We start from the raw sequence: 19,574 nt of genomic DNA, 5'->3' as shown, positions 1-19,574 counted from the left end.
CGGCGCCAGACCGTCACTGATCGACCTATTGCAACTCACCCCGATCAATTCGCTTGAGGCCTTCGCTCGCCAACAGAAAGTCTTAACTAACGATCATTGATTTATCCAACACCCCAACGGTATTTCCAGTTCACTTATAGGCTCGCCCATGAAACCAACTAAAGACCGTCTCAACCAGAAGAAAGCAGAACTTAGCGCTCATCCGATCTTTTCCGAAATCAACTCACTGTCGGTGTTGCAACGCTTCATGGAAACCCATGTGTTTGCGGTATGGGATTTCATGTCACTGACCAAACGCCTGCAGCAGGAACTGACCTGCGTTCAGCTGCCCTGGCTGCCACCCCGAGATCCGCAGGCAGCGCGTTTGATCAACGAGATCGTGCTGGGTGAAGAGTCCGATGATCGTCCGGCTCACGGTCACTACAGCCATTTCGAGTTGTACCTGGATGCGATGCGCGAGGTCGGTGCAAGCACGGTCGCGGTCGAGCGCTTCGTGACGCTGCAAAAGGAGGGGGTGAGCTATGACGTGGCGCTGCAAAGCGTGGACGTCGACCCGGCCGCCGCACAGTTCGTGCGCCATACCTTGCACACCGCGCTGCATGCGCCTGGGCATAGCGTTGCCGCGGTGTTCCTGCATGGCCGGGAAAGTGTCATTCCGCAGATGTTCCAGCGGATCCTCGATGACTGGGGAATTGGCCTGGATCAAGCACCGACCTTTCGCTACTACCTTGAGCGCCACATCGAAGTCGACTCCGAAGACCACGGCCCCGCAGCGGAAAGGCTTCTCGCGCGGCTGGTCAATGGCGATCCGCAACGCGAGGAAGACGTCTACGCCAGCGCCATCGCCGCCGTGGAAAGCCGCATCGCCCTGTGGGACGGCCTGCGCCTGAGCATGAGCGAACCGGTTGCCGAGGTGAATGCATGAATGCCGCTGACTACCAATCCTTCGCCGACGCCTGGGAAAGCCGCGCGACCATCCGTACCCGCCCCCGGCGCGTGCTGGAAAACGACGACAAGCTGATCTACCCGTTGAGCCGCCAACCGTTGGTGCTGAGCGAAACCTTCCTGCGCGAATGCCCGGAGCAGCGCGACTTTGCGCTGGTGCAGACGCTCTACAAATTCATCAACGACGTGGTGATTTTCGAAACCGAAATCGTCGATAAGACTGCCCGCAGCATCGCCAAGAATCGCTTCGCCGTGGCCTTCCCGTTCGCCTGCCGCTACGACGCCATGACCGTGGTGGTGGACGAGGATTACCACGCACTCGTGGCGATGGATTTCATGCAACAGACCGTCGCCATGACCGGCATCACGCCCATCGAACTGCCGGATGAAATCGAACTCAGCCGAGCCATTCCAGCGGCCGTGGCGCTCGCGCCGGAACACCTGCGCAGCGCCGTGGAATTGATCTGCGTGGCCATCGCCGAGAACACCGTGACCGGCGATGTCGCGGCGTTCGCCAAGGACGACACCGTCAAGCAGTCGATCAAGGGCCTGATGGCCGACCACTTGCTCGACGAAGGTCGCCACTCCGGATTCTGGGCGCGGCTGGTGCGCATCTACTGGCACACCGCGAGCGAAGACGACCGCCGCTGCATCGCGCACATCCTGCCGGTGTTCATCGGCCATTACCTGACCAACGACATCCAGAAGTCGTTCGACTTCCGGCTGATCGAATCCTTGCAGATCAGCGATGGCGCACGCCACGCACTGAAGAGCGAAGTGTCGGGGCTGGCCTTCCCGATCAATCGTCATCACCCGCTGGTCGCCAACATCGTGCGGTTTTTCCGCAGCAGTTCGCTGCTCGATTCGCCGTGCGTGCAAGACGCCCTCAGCGATTACCTGGTTTAACGAGGAGCCCATCATGAGACGTCTCGACATTCTGCTCATTGGACACAGCCGGGCCCTGACCGACCTGGCGCTGGAACTTGAACAACACGGTCATTCTCTGGTGCACCTGACGGCTGTCGACGAGCAGCCGTTGGGTAACGCTGATTTACTGATCGACGACGCCAGCCTGCCTGTTCAAGACGTCGGCAATGCGCCGCGACTGACGCTGCAACTGGGTATCGGTGTACCTGGGGTTTCTGGCCTACCACCGCTGGACGTGCTGTGCACGTTCGGTTCGACGCTGCTCACTCGTGTGCCGATCACCGACGAACCTTCAGGCAATGGCCAGGCATTGCGCCTGCGGGCAATGGAGGAACTGGTCGATCACGTGGCGCTGCTGGTCAGTCGTTTCTCGCGCGATGCCGACTATTTTCTACTGGCCGACCCTGCGGCTCCCGCTCGCTTCGAGCAGGTGGAAAACTTGCTCTACCTGGAGAACCTCGCGTTTTTCCATCGACTCAACCTCACGGCGGCCCCCGCGCTGCTGGCGCTCAGCCAGATCCCGATGATTGAGCGCCTTGAGCAGCGCTTCATCCAGTGTGCCGAGCGACCCGCGCTGAACATTGCCGGCACGTCCCTGAGCTATCGGCATTTGCACGCCCACAGTCGCGCCATTCAGCAGCATTTGCAGCCGTTGCTCGCTCAGCATCACGGGCCGTTGGTGATCGGGATCTGCCTGCCAAAATGCAGCGCGTTGTATGCGGGGATTCTCGCGATCCTTGGCAGTGGCGCGGTGTACCTGCCGCTAGAGCCGAGCCATCCTCTGCAACGCCAGCAGTACATCCTGGAAAACGCCGGGGCAGTGTTGCTGCTGCATGACGGTGAGCATCCGCTCGCGGCGCAAATGCCGGGACTCGACATCAGCCGCATCGACATCGGTGACGTGGATCTCGATCAACCCTTGATGCGCCAACGACCCGATCCAGGCGCGCCCTGCATGGCGCTCTACACCTCGGGCACCACCGGCCATCCCAAAGGCGTGTTGCTCAGCCAGGCCAACCTCGCGCACTTCACCGCGTGGTACGCCGAGTATGTGCAACTGAGCGAGCGGAGTCGGGTGCTGCAGTTTTCGTCGTTGAGTTTCGACTCGTCGCTGATCGATATCTTCCCGACACTGCTCCAGGGCGCCGAACTGATTGTGCCCGGCGACGATCAGCGCCGCGATCCGTTGCAATTGGTCGAACTGATCCGCCATCAGCATCTGAGCCACGCCTTTTTGCCGCCGGCGTTGTTGAGCATCCTGCCGCTGGATCAATTGCAATGCCTCGATCATGTGATGACCGGCGGCGATGTCTGCGAACCCTACGTCATCGAGCAGCTCACCCGTCAGGGCAACCTCTACAACCTCTATGGCCCTACCGAAGCGACGGTGTTGATTACCGCGCGGCAACTGCGCACCGGCGACAGCAATCGCACCCTCGGCGCGCCTATCGCTAACAGTCAGGTGCTGATTCTCGATGAGGATTTTCAACCGGTGGCCGAGCAGACTGTCGGTGAGTTGTACATCGTCGGGCCGGGTGTATGCCTGGGGTATCTGAACAACCCGCAGCAGACCGCCGAACGTTATCTGAATCTGAGCCTGCCGAATGGCCAGAGCCTGCGCGCCTACCGCACCGGCGACATGGCGAAGTGGACCCGCGACGGCATCGAGCTGTGCGGACGGAGGGACAATCAGGTGAAGATTCGCGGCTTTCGGGTCGAGCCGGAAGAGATCGAACGCTGCCTGCGTGACAGTCAGTTGTACCGCCAGGTGGCAGTGGTCATCGACAGCCAGCGACGGATTCTGGCGTTCCTCGCGCAGCCTCAGGAGGACCAACCCGGCGTCGCTCGCGAAGCTCTGAAGGCTCACGCGACACAGTTTCTGCCGGATTACATGCAGCCCACAGCGTGGACCGAACTGCCGAGCATGCCGTTCGCCAGCAACGGCAAGGTCGATCGCAAGGCGCTGCTGGCAATGCCCGTGAATGTGTCCGAAAACACGCTGCGGCGCTTGCCCGCCAGTGCCGATGAGGCGCTATTGTTGGAGATCTGGGCTGAGCTGCTGGAGCTGCCCGCCAGCGATATTTCCACCGACGAAAGTTTCTTTAACCTGGGCGGCCACTCGATCCTGCTGTCGCGCATGCTCTTGCGGTTGCGGGAAGAGTTCGGTCGCAGCATCTCGATCAACCGCTTCATCGAATTGCCGACCATCGCCAAGTTGGCGACCTTGGTGCGCGGCTCCGGCACCGAAGAAGTGTTGAGTGAAAAGGCCTTGGCCGATGCCTTCCGCAAACTGGATATCCAGCCGTTGCCAGTCAACCGTATGGGCGATGTGCACAAGGTGATCGTTACCGGCGCCAACAGCTTTGTCGGCGTGCACATCGTCGAAGCGTTGCTCGCCTGGGGCGCCAGCGAAGTCGCCTGCCTGGTGCGCGATGGCGGCGGGCAATCGGCGGCCGAGCGTTTTGCCCATGCGTTGCGAGAAAACCGCCTGGACCATCTGGACCTGAGTCGAGTGCGGGTTTATGCGGCGGACATTACGCGTCCGTCATTGGGGCTCGAAGCGGATGTTTACGAGCGACTGGATCGGCAGTTCGGCGCGTTGGTGCATAACGCCGCCAACGTCAATCACGTACTCGATTACGAGTCGCTGGCGCGGGACAACGTCGAGCCGATTTTCGAGTGCCTTCGGTTGTGCGAAGGACGCAGCAAGAAGATCTTCAACTTCGTCTCGACGCTCTCGGCTTCCAGCACGATTGCCGCCGATGGCCGGGTGCTGGAATTGCCCGCCGCGCAGACCCCACCGATCTACATCAAGAACGGCTACAACCTGTCCAAATGGGTCGGTGAGCGGATCCTCGAACGGGCTCGCGAACGTGGCGTACGGGTCAATCTTTATCGCCCCGGCAACATCAGTTTCAACAGCCTCACCGGTGTCTGCCAGCCGCACAAGAACCGCTTGATGCTGATGCTCAAAGGTTCGATCCAGCTCGGCCAGGTGCCGGAGTTCGCGCTGAATTTCGACCTGATGCCGGTGGATTTTCTCGCCCGCTTCATCGCCTTCCATGCCAGCCGTTATTCAGCCGAAAAAGCGGTGTTCAACCTGCACAACCCCGAGCCTCTGAGCTGGGATGCCTACGTCGCATCATTTCGTGAGGCGGGTCGGAAGTTTTCCATGGTCAGCGTCGCCGACTGGCAGCAGCAATTGGGCCGGGTCGACAGCGACAACGCGTTGTTCGGCGTGCTCGGTTTCTACCTCAACGGCTTTGAGGAAGACATCGGCGACATCTCAATGATCGGCCACGCCAACGCACAAGCGGGCGTGCGGCAGATGGGCGCGCATTACCCGGAAAAATCCCCGGCGCTGCTGCGTCGCGGCTGCGACTACCTCAAAGAAATCAACTTCATCTGATTCAACCCAACCCCAAGAATGGAGCAAGACCATGAGCACTCTGCAACCCGATACCCTGATCAAAAATCCTCAAGGCTGCCACGTGGTGTCCTCGGTGGAAGTGCCGGCCGATGCCGCGAAGGTTTGGGCAGTGGTCGGTAACTTTGCCGGCTTCGATCAATTCATTCCGGCGCTGTCGCACATCGAGATGACCGGTGAAGGCGTGTCGTCCCTGCGCAAGAAATTCTTCAAGGACGGCAACCTGGTGGTCGAGCAACTCAACTCCCGGGATGACCAAGCGCTGAACATGACCTGGACCACAATTTACAACACCTTGGGCGTGGCCAATTTGTGGGCGGCGATGAGTGTTGAACCGCTGGGCGCGGGTAAATCCCGAGCGACCTGGACCATCATCGCCGAACCCGCACAGGGCGGCGCCGAGGCATTGCCGGGGTTCAAGGATTTCGTGCAGGGCTTTGCCGATGACTCGATGAACAATGTGTTGAAGCTGTTTGCGTAGGACTTCGTTTCAGCGGTGATTGGTACACCGCAATCGCGAGCAGGCTCGCTCCCACATTGGATCTTCAGTGATCACAACATTTGTGAACGACTGAGAACTCCTGTGGGAGCGAGCCTGCTCGCGAAGAACGATAACGCGGTCCAACAGACCGGAATCAGATTTTGAAACTGTCGACCAACTGCTTCAACCGGTTCGCCTGCAGGGACAACGCATCGCAATCCTTCAACGTTTCATTGAGGTTGGCCACGCTCTGCTGGTTCAGCAGATTGATCTGGTTAACGTCGACGTTGAGGGTTTCCACGACCGCCGTCTGCTCTTCGGTCGCCGCGGCCACCGACTGGTTCATGCCGTCGATTTCGCCGATGCGCTGGGTCACGCTGACCAGTCGCAGACCGGCCTGGTTCGCCACTTCGACGCTCTGTTCGCTGGAGACCTGACTGGCGTTCATGGTGGTCACAGCTTCGCGAGAACCGATCTGCAGCGAGGTGATCATTTTGTGGATCTCCTCCGCCGATTCCTGAGTACGGTGAGCGAGGTTGCGCACCTCGTCCGCCACCACCGCAAAACCACGACCGGCTTCACCGGCACGGGCCGCTTCGATGGCCGCGTTGAGCGCGAGCAAGTTGGTCTGCTGGGAGATGCCTTTGATCACATCCAGAATGTGCCCGATGTTGTCGGTGCTGGCGTTCAGGGTTTCGATCTGCGTGCAGGACAGGCTGATTTTCTGCGACAACTCGGTCATCGCCAGAATGGTTTTCTCCACCACCTGACGACCGTCATCGGCCTGCTCGCTCGCGCCGCTGGCGTGCTGGGAAGCATCGGCGGCGTTGCGGGCGATTTCCTGTGTGGCGGCGCCCAACTGGTTGATCGCCGCGGCCACGCTGTTGGTGCGGGCGCTTTGTTCGTCGGAGCCGACGATCGAGGCGTTGGACGAAGCCATCACCCGTTGCGACAGGTCGTGAACCTGGCGGGTTGCCGACGACACTTCGGAAATCGATGCGTGAATTCGCTCCACGAACTGGTTGAACGAACCGCCCAGCTCACCGAATTCGTCTTTGCTTTCCACGGCCAGACGTCGAGTCAAATCGCCCTCACCTTGAGCGATGTCCTGCATCGCACGTCCCATGGTGGTCAGCGGACGCATCAGCACGTTGATCAGCAGGCTCAGCAGCACTGCAATGGCCGTCACGGCGATGAACATCGCGATCAGCGCAGAAGTGCGGAACTGGCTGAGTGGTGCGTAGGCCTTGTCCTTGTCGATCGACAGACCGATGTACCACTCGGCATTCGGCAATCCACTGACCGGAGTGAAGGAAAGGATTCGATCCTGCTTGTTCAGGGTGACGTCCTGATTGCCCTTCTCGATGCGCACGCCAGCGCTCGGGTAGATGTCCTTCAGGTTTTTCATCACCTGATCTTTGTCCGGGCTGACGATCACCTGACCGTCGGCGCTGACCAGGAATGCGTGGCCGATGCCACCGAAATCCACCGAGTTGATGATCTTCACCAGCGTTTCCAGGCTCAGGTCGCCGCCGACCACGCCGAGCAACTCGCCGTTCTTTTTCACCGGCAGGGCGATGGTCACCACCAGGCCACCGACGGCGGCCATGTAAGGCGGGGTCAGCATGGTCTTGTCGGCAGCCACGGCCTGTTTGTACCAGGGGCGCTGACGCGGATCGTAACCGTCAGGCATCTTCGCGTCCGGGCGCTGAGTGAACACACCGTTGGCCTGGCCCACGTAGGTGAACTGGAAGTTCGAGGTCAGGGCCGGTTGATTGACCAGCCCCGGGAGGTCGGCATTGGCGCCTTGATGAGCCACGTTCTGCGCGAGGTTTTCCAACACCAGCACACGGCCGCTCATCCAGTTCTGCACGCTGCTGGCGGTCAAGTCGCCGGCCTGCTGGACGCTCGATTCAAGGTTTTGACGGATGGTGTTTCGCTGCAGATAGTCGTTGTACAAAGTGAACAACGCAAAAGCCAGCACCACGACGCCGGAGGCGGCCAGAAGGATTTTATGGCTGAACTTGAGATTCATTTCATGGGACTTCTTATGCAAAAAGTGGGGATGCGTTCCAGGTTGCAACATTCCATGTAACAGCGCAGGCAGGGCTCTGGGGCCGCTCTACTTTGGTGCACGCATGTCTCATCAGTCTGTCGGCACAAAACGGAGAAATCTTAGGCGTTTGTACGAAATGGTCGGCATTCCTGTCAGTTACCCGCCGAACGGCGTGCCAGAGCGCCTGCTCAGTCTTTAGCCGTTTCTGCTGGCGCAGTGCGAAGGGCTTACCCACAAAAACACATCGCCGAGCAAATGGGTTTGTCTCTGCGTTCAGTGGAGCGCTGTGTGCGCCGACGCGCTGTATCACTGATGCCTGTGGATAACGCGCGGTGAACCGCATCAGCAGGTGTTGCGTCTGCGTAACAACTCGGCTAATGCCAGGCTATGTCAGCAATGCGATGTCTGGCGGGCGAACACCATGAAGACGAACTGGCCTTGGAAGTGGAAGCGCATTTGCAGCTGATGGCCCATTGAGCGTTTAGCGAGCCCATAACGACAAAACCCCTGTCTGCGTTAGCAGACAGGGGTTTCGGAATTCAATCTTGACGATGACCTACTCTCACATGGGGAAACCCCACACTACCATCGGCGATGCATCGTTTCACTGCTGAGTTCGGGATGGGATCAGGTGGTTCCAATGCTCTATGGTCGTCAAGAAATTCTGTGACCAGCCCGTTACAGCGTAACGTGCCAGCAAAATTGGTGACTTCTACTAAAACAAAACCCCTACCTGCATACGCAGATAGGGGTTTCGGAATTTAATCTTGACGATGACCTACTCTCACATGGGGAAACCCCACACTACCATCGGCGATGCATCGTTTCACTGCTGAGTTCGGGATGGGATCAGGTGGTTCCAATGCTCTATGGTCGTCAAGAAATTCGGTAGCCAGGTCGTGGGCCTTTGCAGGTTCACGCTCCAGCGAATGGGTATGCGATAGGTTGGTGTTTTGTGAGTATCTCGAACTTTCGGTTCGTGTCGTCTTCACACACCGCAATCTGCTGCTCTTTATTAAGGAGCCGACGCAAATTGCTTGGGTGTTATATGGTCAAGCCTCACGGGCAATTAGTATTGGTTAGCTCAACGCCTCACAGCGCTTACACACCCAACCTATCAACGTCGTAGTCTTCGACGGCCCTTCAGGGGACTCAAGGTCCCAGTGAGATCTCATCTTGAGGCTAGTTTCCCGCTTAGATGCTTTCAGCGGTTATCTATTCCGAACATAGCTACCCGGCAATGCCACTGGCGTGACAACCGGAACACCAGAGGTTCGTCCACTCCGGTCCTCTCGTACTAGGAGCAGCCCCTCTCAAATCTCAAACGTCCACGGCAGATAGGGACCGAACTGTCTCACGACGTTCTAAACCCAGCTCGCGTACCACTTTAAATGGCGAACAGCCATACCCTTGGGACCGGCTTCAGCCCCAGGATGTGATGAGCCGACATCGAGGTGCCAAACACCGCCGTCGATATGAACTCTTGGGCGGTATCAGCCTGTTATCCCCGGAGTACCTTTTATCCGTTGAGCGATGGCCCTTCCATACAGAACCACCGGATCACTAAGACCTACTTTCGTACCTGCTCGACGTGTCTGTCTCGCAGTCAAGCGCGCTTTTGCCTTTATACTCTACGACCGATTTCCGACCGGTCTGAGCGCACCTTCGTACTCCTCCGTTACTCTTTAGGAGGAGACCGCCCCAGTCAAACTACCCACCATACACTGTCCTCGATCCGGATAACGGACCTGAGTTAGAACCTCAAAGTTGCCAGGGTGGTATTTCAAGGTTGGCTCCACGCGAACTGGCGTCCACGCTTCAAAGCCTCCCACCTATCCTACACAAGCAAATTCAAAGTCCAGTGCAAAGCTATAGTAAAGGTTCACGGGGTCTTTCCGTCTAGCCGCGGATACACTGCATCTTCACAGCGATTTCAATTTCACTGAGTCTCGGGTGGAGACAGCGCCGCCATCGTTACGCCATTCGTGCAGGTCGGAACTTACCCGACAAGGAATTTCGCTACCTTAGGACCGTTATAGTTACGGCCGCCGTTTACCGGGGCTTCGATCAAGAGCTTCGCGTTAGCTAACCCCATCAATTAACCTTCCGGCACCGGGCAGGCGTCACACCCTATACGTCCACTTTCGTGTTTGCAGAGTGCTGTGTTTTTAATAAACAGTCGCAGCGGCCTGGTATCTTCGACCGGCATGGGCTTACGCAGTAAATGCTTCACCCTCACCGGCGCACCTTCTCCCGAAGTTACGGTGCCATTTTGCCTAGTTCCTTCACCCGAGTTCTCTCAAGCGCCTTGGTATTCTCTACCCAACCACCTGTGTCGGTTTGGGGTACGGTTCCTGGTTACCTGAAGCTTAGAAGCTTTTCTTGGAAGCATGGCATCAACCACTTCGTCACCCAGAGGGTAACTCGTCATCAGCTCTCGGCCTTAGAATCCCGGATTTACCTAAGATTCCAGCCTACCACCTTAAACTTGGACAACCAACGCCAAGCTGGCCTAGCCTTCTCCGTCCCTCCATCGCAATAACCAGAAGTACAGGAATATTAACCTGTTTTCCATCGACTACGCTTTTCAGCCTCGCCTTAGGGACCGACTAACCCTGCGTCGATTAACGTTGCGCAGGAAACCTTGGTCTTTCGGCGTGGGTGTTTTTCACACCCATTGTCGTTACTCATGTCAGCATTCGCACTTCTGATACCTCCAGCAAGCTTCTCAACTCACCTTCACAGGCTTACAGAACGCTCCTCTACCGCATCACCTAAGTGATACCCGTAGCTTCGGTGTATGGTTTGAGCCCCGTTACATCTTCCGCGCAGGCCGACTCGACTAGTGAGCTATTACGCTTTCTTTAAAGGGTGGCTGCTTCTAAGCCAACCTCCTAGCTGTCTAAGCCTTCCCACATCGTTTCCCACTTAACCATAACTTTGGGACCTTAGCTGACGGTCTGGGTTGTTTCCCTTTTCACGACGGACGTTAGCACCCGCCGTGTGTCTCCCATGCTCGGCACTTGTAGGTATTCGGAGTTTGCATCGGTTTGGTAAGTCGGGATGACCCCCTAGCCGAAACAGTGCTCTACCCCCTACAGTGATACATGAGGCGCTACCTAAATAGCTTTCGAGGAGAACCAGCTATCTCCGAGCTTGATTAGCCTTTCACTCCGATCCACAGGTCATCCGCTAACTTTTCAACGGTAGTCGGTTCGGTCCTCCAGTTAGTGTTACCCAACCTTCAACCTGCCCATGGATAGATCGCCCGGTTTCGGGTCTATTCCCAGCGACTAGACGCCCTATTAAGACTCGCTTTCGCTACGCCTCCCCTATTCGGTTAAGCTCGCCACTGAAAATAAGTCGCTGACCCATTATACAAAAGGTACGCAGTCACCCAACAAAGTGGGCTCCCACTGCTTGTACGCATACGGTTTCAGGATCTATTTCACTCCCCTCTCCGGGGTTCTTTTCGCCTTTCCCTCACGGTACTAGTTCACTATCGGTCAGTCAGTAGTATTTAGCCTTGGAGGATGGTCCCCCCATATTCAGACAAAGTTTCTCGTGCTCCGTCCTACTCGATTTCATGACTAAGAGATTTTCGCGTACAGGGCTATCACCCACTATGGCCGCACTTTCCAGAGCGTTCCGCTAATCTCAAAGCCACTTAAGGGCTAGTCCCCGTTCGCTCGCCACTACTAAGGGAATCTCGGTTGATTTCTTTTCCTCAGGGTACTTAGATGTTTCAGTTCCCCTGGTTCGCCTCTTAAGCCTATGTATTCAGCTTAAGATAACCATCTTATGATGGCTGGGTTCCCCCATTCAGACATCTCCGGATCAAAGTCTGTTTGCCGACTCCCCGAAGCTTTTCGCAGGCTACCACGTCTTTCATCGCCTCTGACTGCCAAGGCATCCACCGTATGCGCTTCTTCACTTGACCATATAACCCCAAGCAATCTGGTTATACTGTGAAGACGACATTCGCCGAAAATTCGCAATTTAACTCACAAATTTTACCTTAGCCTGATCCCACACCAGTGAAAGTGTGGTCCAGTCTATCTTTCTATCACATACCCAAATTTTTAAAGAACGATCTAGCCAAAGACTAGAAATCAACATTCACCATCTCAACGATGGAATGCTCATTTCTAAGCTTTCAACAACAGAAGCAGTAGTGGTGGAGCCAAACGGGATCGAACCGTTGACCTCCTGCGTGCAAGGCAGGCGCTCTCCCAGCTGAGCTATGGCCCCGTATTACTACAGGTTCCCACACAAAATTGGTGGGTCTGGGCAGATTCGAACTGCCGACCTCACCCTTATCAGGGGTGCGCTCTAACCAACTGAGCTACAGACCCAATTTCGAGCTTTAAGGCCGACCTCACCCTGCTCTTTACCACAAAGCATGGGGTGCGCTCCAACCAACTAAGCTACAACCTGTTAGGGCTGCTTCTTATCGTCTTCTTCAATGAATCAAGCAATTCGTGTGGGAACTTATGGAGCAGCTGATGTCGTCGATTAAGGAGGTGATCCAGCCGCAGGTTCCCCTACGGCTACCTTGTTACGACTTCACCCCAGTCATGAATCACACCGTGGTAACCGTCCTCCCGAAGGTTAGACTAGCTACTTCTGGTGCAACCCACTCCCATGGTGTGACGGGCGGTGTGTACAAGGCCCGGGAACGTATTCACCGCGACATTCTGATTCGCGATTACTAGCGATTCCGACTTCACGCAGTCGAGTTGCAGACTGCGATCCGGACTACGATCGGTTTTCTGGGATTAGCTCCACCTCGCGGCTTGGCAACCCTCTGTACCGACCATTGTAGCACGTGTGTAGCCCAGGCCGTAAGGGCCATGATGACTTGACGTCATCCCCACCTTCCTCCGGTTTGTCACCGGCAGTCTCCTTAGAGTGCCCACCATAACGTGCTGGTAACTAAGGACAAGGGTTGCGCTCGTTACGGGACTTAACCCAACATCTCACGACACGAGCTGACGACAGCCATGCAGCACCTGTCTCAATGTTCCCGAAGGCACCCATCCATCTCTGGAAAGTTCATTGGATGTCAAGGCCTGGTAAGGTTCTTCGCGTTGCTTCGAATTAAACCACATGCTCCACCGCTTGTGCGGGCCCCCGTCAATTCATTTGAGTTTTAACCTTGCGGCCGTACTCCCCAGGCGGTCAACTTAATGCGTTAGCTGCGCCACTAAGAGCTCAAGGCTCCCAACGGCTAGTTGACATCGTTTACGGCGTGGACTACCAGGGTATCTAATCCTGTTTGCTCCCCACGCTTTCGCACCTCAGTGTCAGTATCAGTCCAGGTGGTCGCCTTCGCCACTGGTGTTCCTTCCTATATCTACGCATTTCACCGCTACACAGGAAATTCCACCACCCTCTACCATACTCTAGCTCGACAGTTTTGAATGCAGTTCCCAGGTTGAGCCCGGGGATTTCACATCCAACTTAACGAACCACCTACGCGCGCTTTACGCCCAGTAATTCCGATTAACGCTTGCACCCTCTGTATTACCGCGGCTGCTGGCACAGAGTTAGCCGGTGCTTATTCTGTCGGTAACGTCAAGACACCAACGTATTAGGTTAATGCCCTTCCTCCCAACTTAAAGTGCTTTACAATCCGAAGACCTTCTTCACACACGCGGCATGGCTGGATCAGGCTTTCGCCCATTGTCCAATATTCCCCACTGCTGCCTCCCGTAGGAGTCTGGACCGTGTCTCAGTTCCAGTGTGACTGATCATCCTCTCAGACCAGTTACGGATCGTCGCCTTGGTGAGCCATTACCTCACCAACTAGCTAATCCGACCTAGGCTCATCTGATAGCGCAAGGCCCGAAGGTCCCCTGCTTTCTCCCGTAGGACGTATGCGGTATTAGCGTCCGTTTCCGAGCGTTATCCCCCACTACCAGGCAGATTCCTAGGCATTACTCACCCGTCCGCCGCTCGCCACCAAGTACAAGTACCCGTGCTGCCGCTCGACTTGCATGTGTTAGGCCTGCCGCCAGCGTTCAATCTGAGCCATGATCAAACTCTTCAGTTCAAACATCTTTGGGTTTTTAAGAAACCCTAAACTTGGCTCAGCAATCGTTGGTTACATCTTTGATTTCTCGCGGAGTAACTTGTGATGCTGATAATCTTGTTGACTATCAGTCTGACTCCACAAGCACCCACACGAATTGCTTGATTCAGTTGTTAAAGAGCGGTTGGTTAAGATCTTTCGTCTCAACCGAGGCGCGCATTCTACAGCAGCCTCTGTTGCTGTCAAGCGGTTATTTTTCGAAGTTTTCAAAGTTTCCTTTGCAACTTCAACCACTTGCGCTTTCGATCTCTCGTTAGCGGGAGGCGAATTCTACAGCGTTACTCGCTGCTGTCAACACCTCTTTTTCACCGCTTTCGACCGAGAAGATCGAACCGTTAAAAGAGCCAAACAACCCCGCTCTTTCAACTCCTTCCGGGCTTCGATGAACTGAAGCAACTGGCCGCCGAAAACTGCATAACTCTTTGTTTACCAAGGAGTTTTCCGTTTCGACTGCGCCGGAAGTGGGGCGAATTATAGACTTCCAGAATCTGCCGTCAACCCCTAATTACGCTTTTCTATCAAATACTTGCAGATCGCCGGAAAACAGCCCGTTTCCTCTCTATATAGGAGAGCAAAACCACTCCCTCTATATAGAAGAAATCCTCAGAGCACCCCAGCTTCTTTGAAAGCCGCCACCGCGCCAGCATCCAGACCCAACACCCGCTGCAGAACCTCCAACGTGTGCTCGCCCAATAAAGGGGGCGCATTGCGATACTCCACAGGCGTTTCAGACAGACGAATCGGACTCGCCACCTGCGGCACCATCCCGGCCAGCACATGAGGCAGCTCGATCGCCAACCCGCGCGCCTTAACCTGTGGATCCGCAAACATCTGAGCCAGATCATTGATCGGCCCGCACGGTACTCCTGCCTGCTCCAGCTGCAGCACCCACTCAGCAGTCGTCTTGAACACCGTCGCCTGGCGGATAAGCGGAATCAACACCGCACGATTCGCCACCCGCAATTTGTTGGTCGCAAAGCGCGGATCATCTGCCCACTGCGGCTGACCAGCCACTTCAGCAAACTTGCGAAACTGTCCGTCATTGCCCACGGTGAGGATGAAGTCTCCATCCGCCGTAGGAAAGTCCTGATAAGGCACGATATTCGGATGAGCATTACCCAGGCGCTTCGGAGCGTTGCCAGTAGTCAGGTAATTCATTGCCTGGTTAGCCAGACAAGCCACCTGAACATCCAACAGCGCCATATCAATATGCTGACCGCCCCCGTCATGATCCCGATGAGCCAGTGCCGCCAGAATCGCCACCGTCGAGTAGAGCCCGGTCAAGATGTCCGTCAGCGCCACGCCGACTTTTACCGGCCCGGCACCTTCATCGCCTTCGGGCCGCCCAGTCAGGCTCATCAGACCGCCCAGCCCCTGGATCATAAAGTCATAACCCGCGCGCTTGGCGTAAGGGCCCGTCTGACCAAACCCGGTAATCGAGCAATAGATCAGATTAGGATTGATCGCCTTTAACGACTCATAATCCAGCCCATAAGCCGCCAGGCCACCGACTTTGAAGTTCTCGATGAGGATGTCGGACTTGGCCGCCAACTCACGCACCAGCTTTTGCCCTTCCGGGTGCGTGAAGTCGATGGTGACCGATTGCTTGTTGCGATTGGCCGACAAGTAATAGGCGGCCTCGCTGGTGTTCTCGCCATAAGCATCTTTAAGAAAAGGAGGCCCCCAGGCGCGCGTGTCATCGCCATTGCCCGGGCGCTCGACCTTGATCACCTCAGCGCCGAGGTCAGCAAGAATCTGTCCGGCCCAAGGCCCGGCCAGCACCCGCGATAAATCCAGTACCCGTAGATGCGAAAGCGCGCCCATGGCCGTTCTCCTATTAATAGAACGCCTGGATGCCCGTCTGCGCACGACCGAGGATCAGTGCATGGACGTCATGCGTACCTTCATAGGTATTCACCACTTCCAGGTTGACCAAGTGGCGAGCAACACCGAACTCATCGGAAATACCGTTACCACCCAGCATGTCGCGCGCCATGCGAGCAATGTCCAAGGACTTGCCGCAGGAGTTGCGCTTCATCATCGAAGTGATCTCGACCGCCGCAGTACCTTCATCTTTCATACGACCCAGGCGCAGGCAGCCTTGCAGCGCCAAGGTGATTTCAGTCTGCATATCGGCCAGTTTCTTCTGGATCAGCTGAGTGGCGGCCAGTGGGCGTCCGAACTGCTGACGATCCAGGGTGTACTGGCGAGCGGTGTGCCAGCAGAATTCGGCCGCGCCCAGCGCACCCCAGGAAATGCCGTAACGTGCCGAGTTGAGGCAAGTAAAAGGGCCTTTCAAGCCACGGACATCCGGGAAGATGTTCTCTTCAGGGACAAACACGTTGTCCATGACGATCTCGCCGGTGATGGATGCACGCAGGCCAACCTTGCCGTGAATCGCAGGAGCACTCAGGCCTTTCCAGCCTTTCTCCAGAACGAAGCCACGGATGTCGCCGGCGTCGTCCTTGCCCCAGACCACGAACACATCGGCAATCGGGCTGTTGGTGATCCACATCTTGTTGCCGGTCAGGCTGTAGCCGCCTTCCACTTTGCGCGCACGAGTAATCATCGCGCCCGGGTCGGAACCGTGGTCAGGTTCGGTCAGACCGAAGCAGCCAATCCATTCGCCTGAGGCCAGTTTTGGCAGGTACTTCTGCTTCTGTGCTTCGGTACCGAATTCATTGATCGGCACCATGACCAACGAGGACTGCACACTCATCATCGAGCGATAGCCGGAGTCGACACGCTCAACTTCACGGGCGATCAGGCCGTAGCTGACGTAGTTCAAGCCGCTACCACCATACTGCTCAGGGATCGTTGCGCCCAACAGGCCGACTTCACCCATCTCGCGGAAGATCGCCGGGTCGGTCTTTTCATGGCGGAAAGCTTCGAGAACACGCGGCGCGAGCTTCTGCTGAGCGAATTGCTCAGCAGTGTCGCGGATCATGCGTTCTTCTTCGGTGAGCTGTTGATCCAGCAGCAGGGGATCGATCCAGTTGAAGCTAGCTTTACCGCCCATGAGTGTGTCCTCTCGAATCGGGTCAAATAACGTGGGCTGATCCTAGGCCGGGTTTGGCGTCACGGCAAACGAGGATTTTGCATACTGTTGTGCTAATTTCTCACTCCGAAACATCGCAAAATAGCTTTTATGCGGTGTATTAGTGAGGTTGACGTACATGCGCAGGAAAATCCCCAGTACAACTGCCCTGATCAGCTTTGAGGCGGCAGCTCGACACGAAAGTTTTACCAAGGCAGCTCAGGAGCTTTCGCTCACTCAAGGCGCCATTTGCCGACAGATCGCCAGTCTTGAGGAGTTCCTCAGCGTAGAACTGTTCCGACGCTCGCGACGTGGGGTCAAGCTGACGGAGGCCGGTCTCTCCTACAGCCGCCGGGTAGCCACCCAACTCGATGCCGTTGAACGGGACACTTTGTCAGTGATGGGCCAACAAGGTGCCAACGTGATTGAGCTGGCGGTGGTTCCAACCTTCGGCACTCAATGGCTGCTGCCACGACTCAAGGACTTCCAGCAAAAACACCCGGAAGTGACGGTCAACCTCACCAACCGAACGCGCCCCTTCCTGTTTGCCGACACCGACTTCGATGCCGCTATCTATTTTGGCGACGCGGACTGGTCGGGTACCGAATCCCACAGGCTGATGGGTGAAAATCCGATGCCGGTGTGCAGCCCCAACCTACTGGGGAAAAAGACAAAGCTGTCTCCCGGCGACATTGCCGAATTACCCCTGTTGCAGCAGACCACTCGCCCTTATGCCTGGCGCCAGTGGTTCAACTCTCAAAACCTAAATGTCCCTCGAGACATGACAGGGCCGCGCTACGAGCTATTCTCCATGCTTGCCCAAGCGGCCATGCACGATATGGGAATAGCGCTGATTCCACCGTTCCTGATTCAACGCGAACTGGCCGAGAACCGCCTGGTCATTGCCAACGCCCAAGCGTTATCAAGCATCAAGGCGTATTACCTGATGATTCCTGAGCGGAAGGTGGAATCGGCCTCTTTAAGGGCATTTCGCGATTGGTTGGTGAGTCAGGCACACAGCTACAACCTAGAGTGATAAAGGCTTTAACGTATTAGCCCGGCTTGTAGTAAGCAAAATCAAAGCACTACAGATATAAGTATTTGTCGCATATCGAAAACTGTACCAACAAGCAGTACAACCGTCCCACAAGTGCCTGACTACATGGCTTTGAGCCTCTATTTGGATGCAATGACAACTCATTCACCGTACCGATGTGTAAATTCTTCAATTTTCACCAGAATCCTTACAAGGCACGGCCTGCAAGGGATTGAACCGGGTTGTTGCGACATTCGGTCACGGGGTGACTTGTAGTTAATTTTCCGTCACCCGTCATAAACCCTTGAAGGGCACTAAGTTCGCCTGCAAAATGCCGCGCCCCGCCTTGATTTGGCGGGATCGTGCTGATCGGCCGCCCCCAGCCGCACCATCCGAAGTGCCTGGGTTTACTCAATAAGATCACGCAGGAGATTTGACGTGCACATTGGTGTTCCTCTCGAAACCCAGACCGGTGAAACACGGGTTGCTGCAACCCCGGAAACCATCAAGAAGCTGATCGGCCAGGGTCATAAGGTCACTGTGCAAAGCGGCGCCGGCATTAACGCCAGCGTTGTCGACAGTGCCTATGAAGCGGCAGGCGCAATTATTGGCAGCGCCAACGATGCGTTTGGTGCCGAGCTGATTCTCAAGGTGGTCGCCCCCAGCGACAGCGAACTGACGCTGATAAAAAGCGGCACCGTTGTGGTGGGCATGCTCAATCCGTTCAGCAATGAAACCATTGCCAAGCTGGCTGAGTGCGGCATTACCGCGTTTGCGCTGGAAGCCGCGCCGCGTACCTCCCGCGCTCAGAGCCTGGATGTGCTGTCCTCTCAGGCAAACATTGCCGGCTATAAAGCCGTGTTGTTGGCCGCTCACCACTATCCTCGCTTCATGCCGATGCTGATGACCGCTGCGGGTACCGTGAAAGCGGCACGCGTGCTGATTCTCGGCGCAGGCGTAGCTGGTTTGCAGGCAATCGCTACGGCGAAACGTCTGGGTGCAGTGATCGAAGCGTCTGACGTGCGTCCTGCGGTAAAAGAGCAAATCGAATCCCTCGGTGCCAAGTTCGTCGACGTACCTTACGAAACCGATGAAGAGCGCGAATGCGCCGTCGGTGTCGGCGGTTACGCGCGGCCAATGCCCGCCAGCTGGATGCAGCGCCAGGCCCTGGCCGTGCACGAACGCGCCAAGCAAGCTGACATTGTCATCACCACCGCACTGATTCCGGGCCGTAAGGCGCCGACGCTCTTGAGCGCGGAAACCGTGGCACAGATGAAGCCAGGCTCGGTGGTCATCGACCTCGCGGCAGCCCAGGGTGGTAACTGCCCACTGACCGTGGCTGACCAGGTCGTCGTCGAGAATGGCGTGATCATTTGCGGCCCGACCAATCTGGCCGGCGCAGTCGCGGCAGACGCTTCGGCACTGTACGCGCGCAACCTGCTGGACTTCCTGAAGCTGGTCTTCAACAAAGAAGGCCAGTTCGAGATCAACCTCGAAGACGACATCGTCGCCGCGTGCCTGATGTGCCGCGACGGCCAAGTCATCCGCAAAAACGCCTAAGCAGGGATTCA

General features: G+C 56.5%; 9 protein-coding genes, 2 tRNA genes and 4 rRNA genes. 6 read left to right on the top strand and 9 right to left on the bottom strand.

Going from position 1 to position 19,574, the window contains the following annotated elements:
* Positions 1 to 148 precede the first annotated feature (148 nt).
* From ACYZTW_RS01565 to ACYZTW_RS01550, 4 genes are read left to right on the top strand one after another with little or no spacing between them, the layout of a single operon-like run.
* Positions 149 to 925 carry a DUF3050 domain-containing protein gene (locus tag ACYZTW_RS01565; protein WP_462003464.1) on the top strand — a complete coding sequence of 259 codons (777 nt, stop codon included), beginning with the start codon at positions 149 to 151 and terminating at the stop codon, positions 923 to 925.
* A complete protein-coding gene (locus ACYZTW_RS01560) occupies positions 922 to 1,851 on the top strand; it encodes a diiron oxygenase (RefSeq protein WP_223433171.1) in 930 nt (309 codons plus the stop codon). Before ACYZTW_RS01565 ends, ACYZTW_RS01560 begins: the two co-directional genes overlap by 4 nt.
* A 13-nt stretch (positions 1,852 to 1,864) precedes the next feature.
* Positions 1,865 to 5,281, top strand: coding sequence for an amino acid adenylation domain-containing protein (locus ACYZTW_RS01555; RefSeq protein WP_462003463.1), 3,417 nt, complete (start codon positions 1,865 to 1,867; stop codon positions 5,279 to 5,281).
* A 31-nt stretch (positions 5,282 to 5,312) separates the two neighbouring features.
* Entirely contained in the window at positions 5,313 to 5,780 is a 468-nt protein-coding gene (locus ACYZTW_RS01550; protein ID WP_462003462.1) for an SRPBCC family protein, read from the top strand.
* 154 nt (positions 5,781 to 5,934) lie between these two features.
* On the opposite strand, the gene ACYZTW_RS01545 is transcribed toward ACYZTW_RS01550, so the two are convergent.
* From ACYZTW_RS01545 to ACYZTW_RS01505, 9 genes are all read right to left on the bottom strand, one after another.
* Positions 5,935 to 7,815, bottom strand: a complete 1,881-nt coding sequence (locus tag ACYZTW_RS01545; RefSeq protein WP_462003461.1) for a methyl-accepting chemotaxis protein — start codon at positions 7,813 to 7,815, stop codon at positions 5,935 to 5,937.
* 564 nt (positions 7,816 to 8,379) lie between these two features.
* A 5S ribosomal RNA gene (gene rrf, locus ACYZTW_RS01540) occupies positions 8,380 to 8,495 on the bottom strand.
* Between the two features lie 106 nt (positions 8,496 to 8,601).
* Positions 8,602 to 8,717, bottom strand: a 5S ribosomal RNA gene (gene rrf / locus ACYZTW_RS01535).
* 167 nt (positions 8,718 to 8,884) lie between these two features.
* Positions 8,885 to 11,776 (bottom strand): 23S ribosomal RNA (locus ACYZTW_RS01530).
* Between the two features lie 235 nt (positions 11,777 to 12,011).
* A tRNA-Ala gene (locus tag ACYZTW_RS01525) sits at positions 12,012 to 12,087 on the bottom strand.
* Positions 12,088 to 12,114: 27 nt separating this feature from the next.
* Positions 12,115 to 12,191, bottom strand: a tRNA-Ile gene (locus ACYZTW_RS01520).
* A 161-nt stretch (positions 12,192 to 12,352) separates the two neighbouring features.
* A 16S ribosomal RNA gene (locus ACYZTW_RS01515) occupies positions 12,353 to 13,891 on the bottom strand.
* Together the 16S, 23S and 5S rRNA genes with 2 tRNA genes alongside form the textbook arrangement of a ribosomal RNA operon.
* Before the next feature lie 642 nt (positions 13,892 to 14,533).
* Positions 14,534 to 15,754: a CaiB/BaiF CoA transferase family protein gene (locus tag ACYZTW_RS01510; RefSeq protein ID WP_462003460.1), complete on the bottom strand. Its 1,221-nt coding sequence runs from the start codon at positions 15,752 to 15,754 to the stop codon at positions 14,534 to 14,536.
* 13 nt (positions 15,755 to 15,767) lie between these two features.
* Positions 15,768 to 16,949 carry an acyl-CoA dehydrogenase gene (locus tag ACYZTW_RS01505; protein ID WP_462003459.1) on the bottom strand — a complete coding sequence of 394 codons (1,182 nt, stop codon included), beginning with the start codon at positions 16,947 to 16,949 and terminating at the stop codon, positions 15,768 to 15,770.
* A 157-nt stretch (positions 16,950 to 17,106) separates the two neighbouring features.
* On the opposite strand from ACYZTW_RS01505, the gene ACYZTW_RS01500 reads away from it, so the two are divergent.
* A complete protein-coding gene (locus ACYZTW_RS01500; RefSeq protein ID WP_462003458.1) occupies positions 17,107 to 18,003 on the top strand; it encodes a LysR family transcriptional regulator in 897 nt (298 codons plus the stop codon).
* 438 nt (positions 18,004 to 18,441) lie between these two features.
* On the top strand, positions 18,442 to 19,563 hold the full coding sequence (locus ACYZTW_RS01495; RefSeq protein ID WP_008154472.1) for a Re/Si-specific NAD(P)(+) transhydrogenase subunit alpha: 1,122 nt from the start codon (positions 18,442 to 18,444) through the stop codon (positions 19,561 to 19,563).
* Positions 19,564 to 19,574 lie beyond the last annotated feature (11 nt).

The sequence above is a fragment of the Pseudomonas sp. LB3P25 genome, from assembly GCF_054897985.1.
The sequence above is the reverse complement of the archived record's forward strand: the minus strand, read 5'-3'. Positions and strand labels throughout refer to the sequence as shown.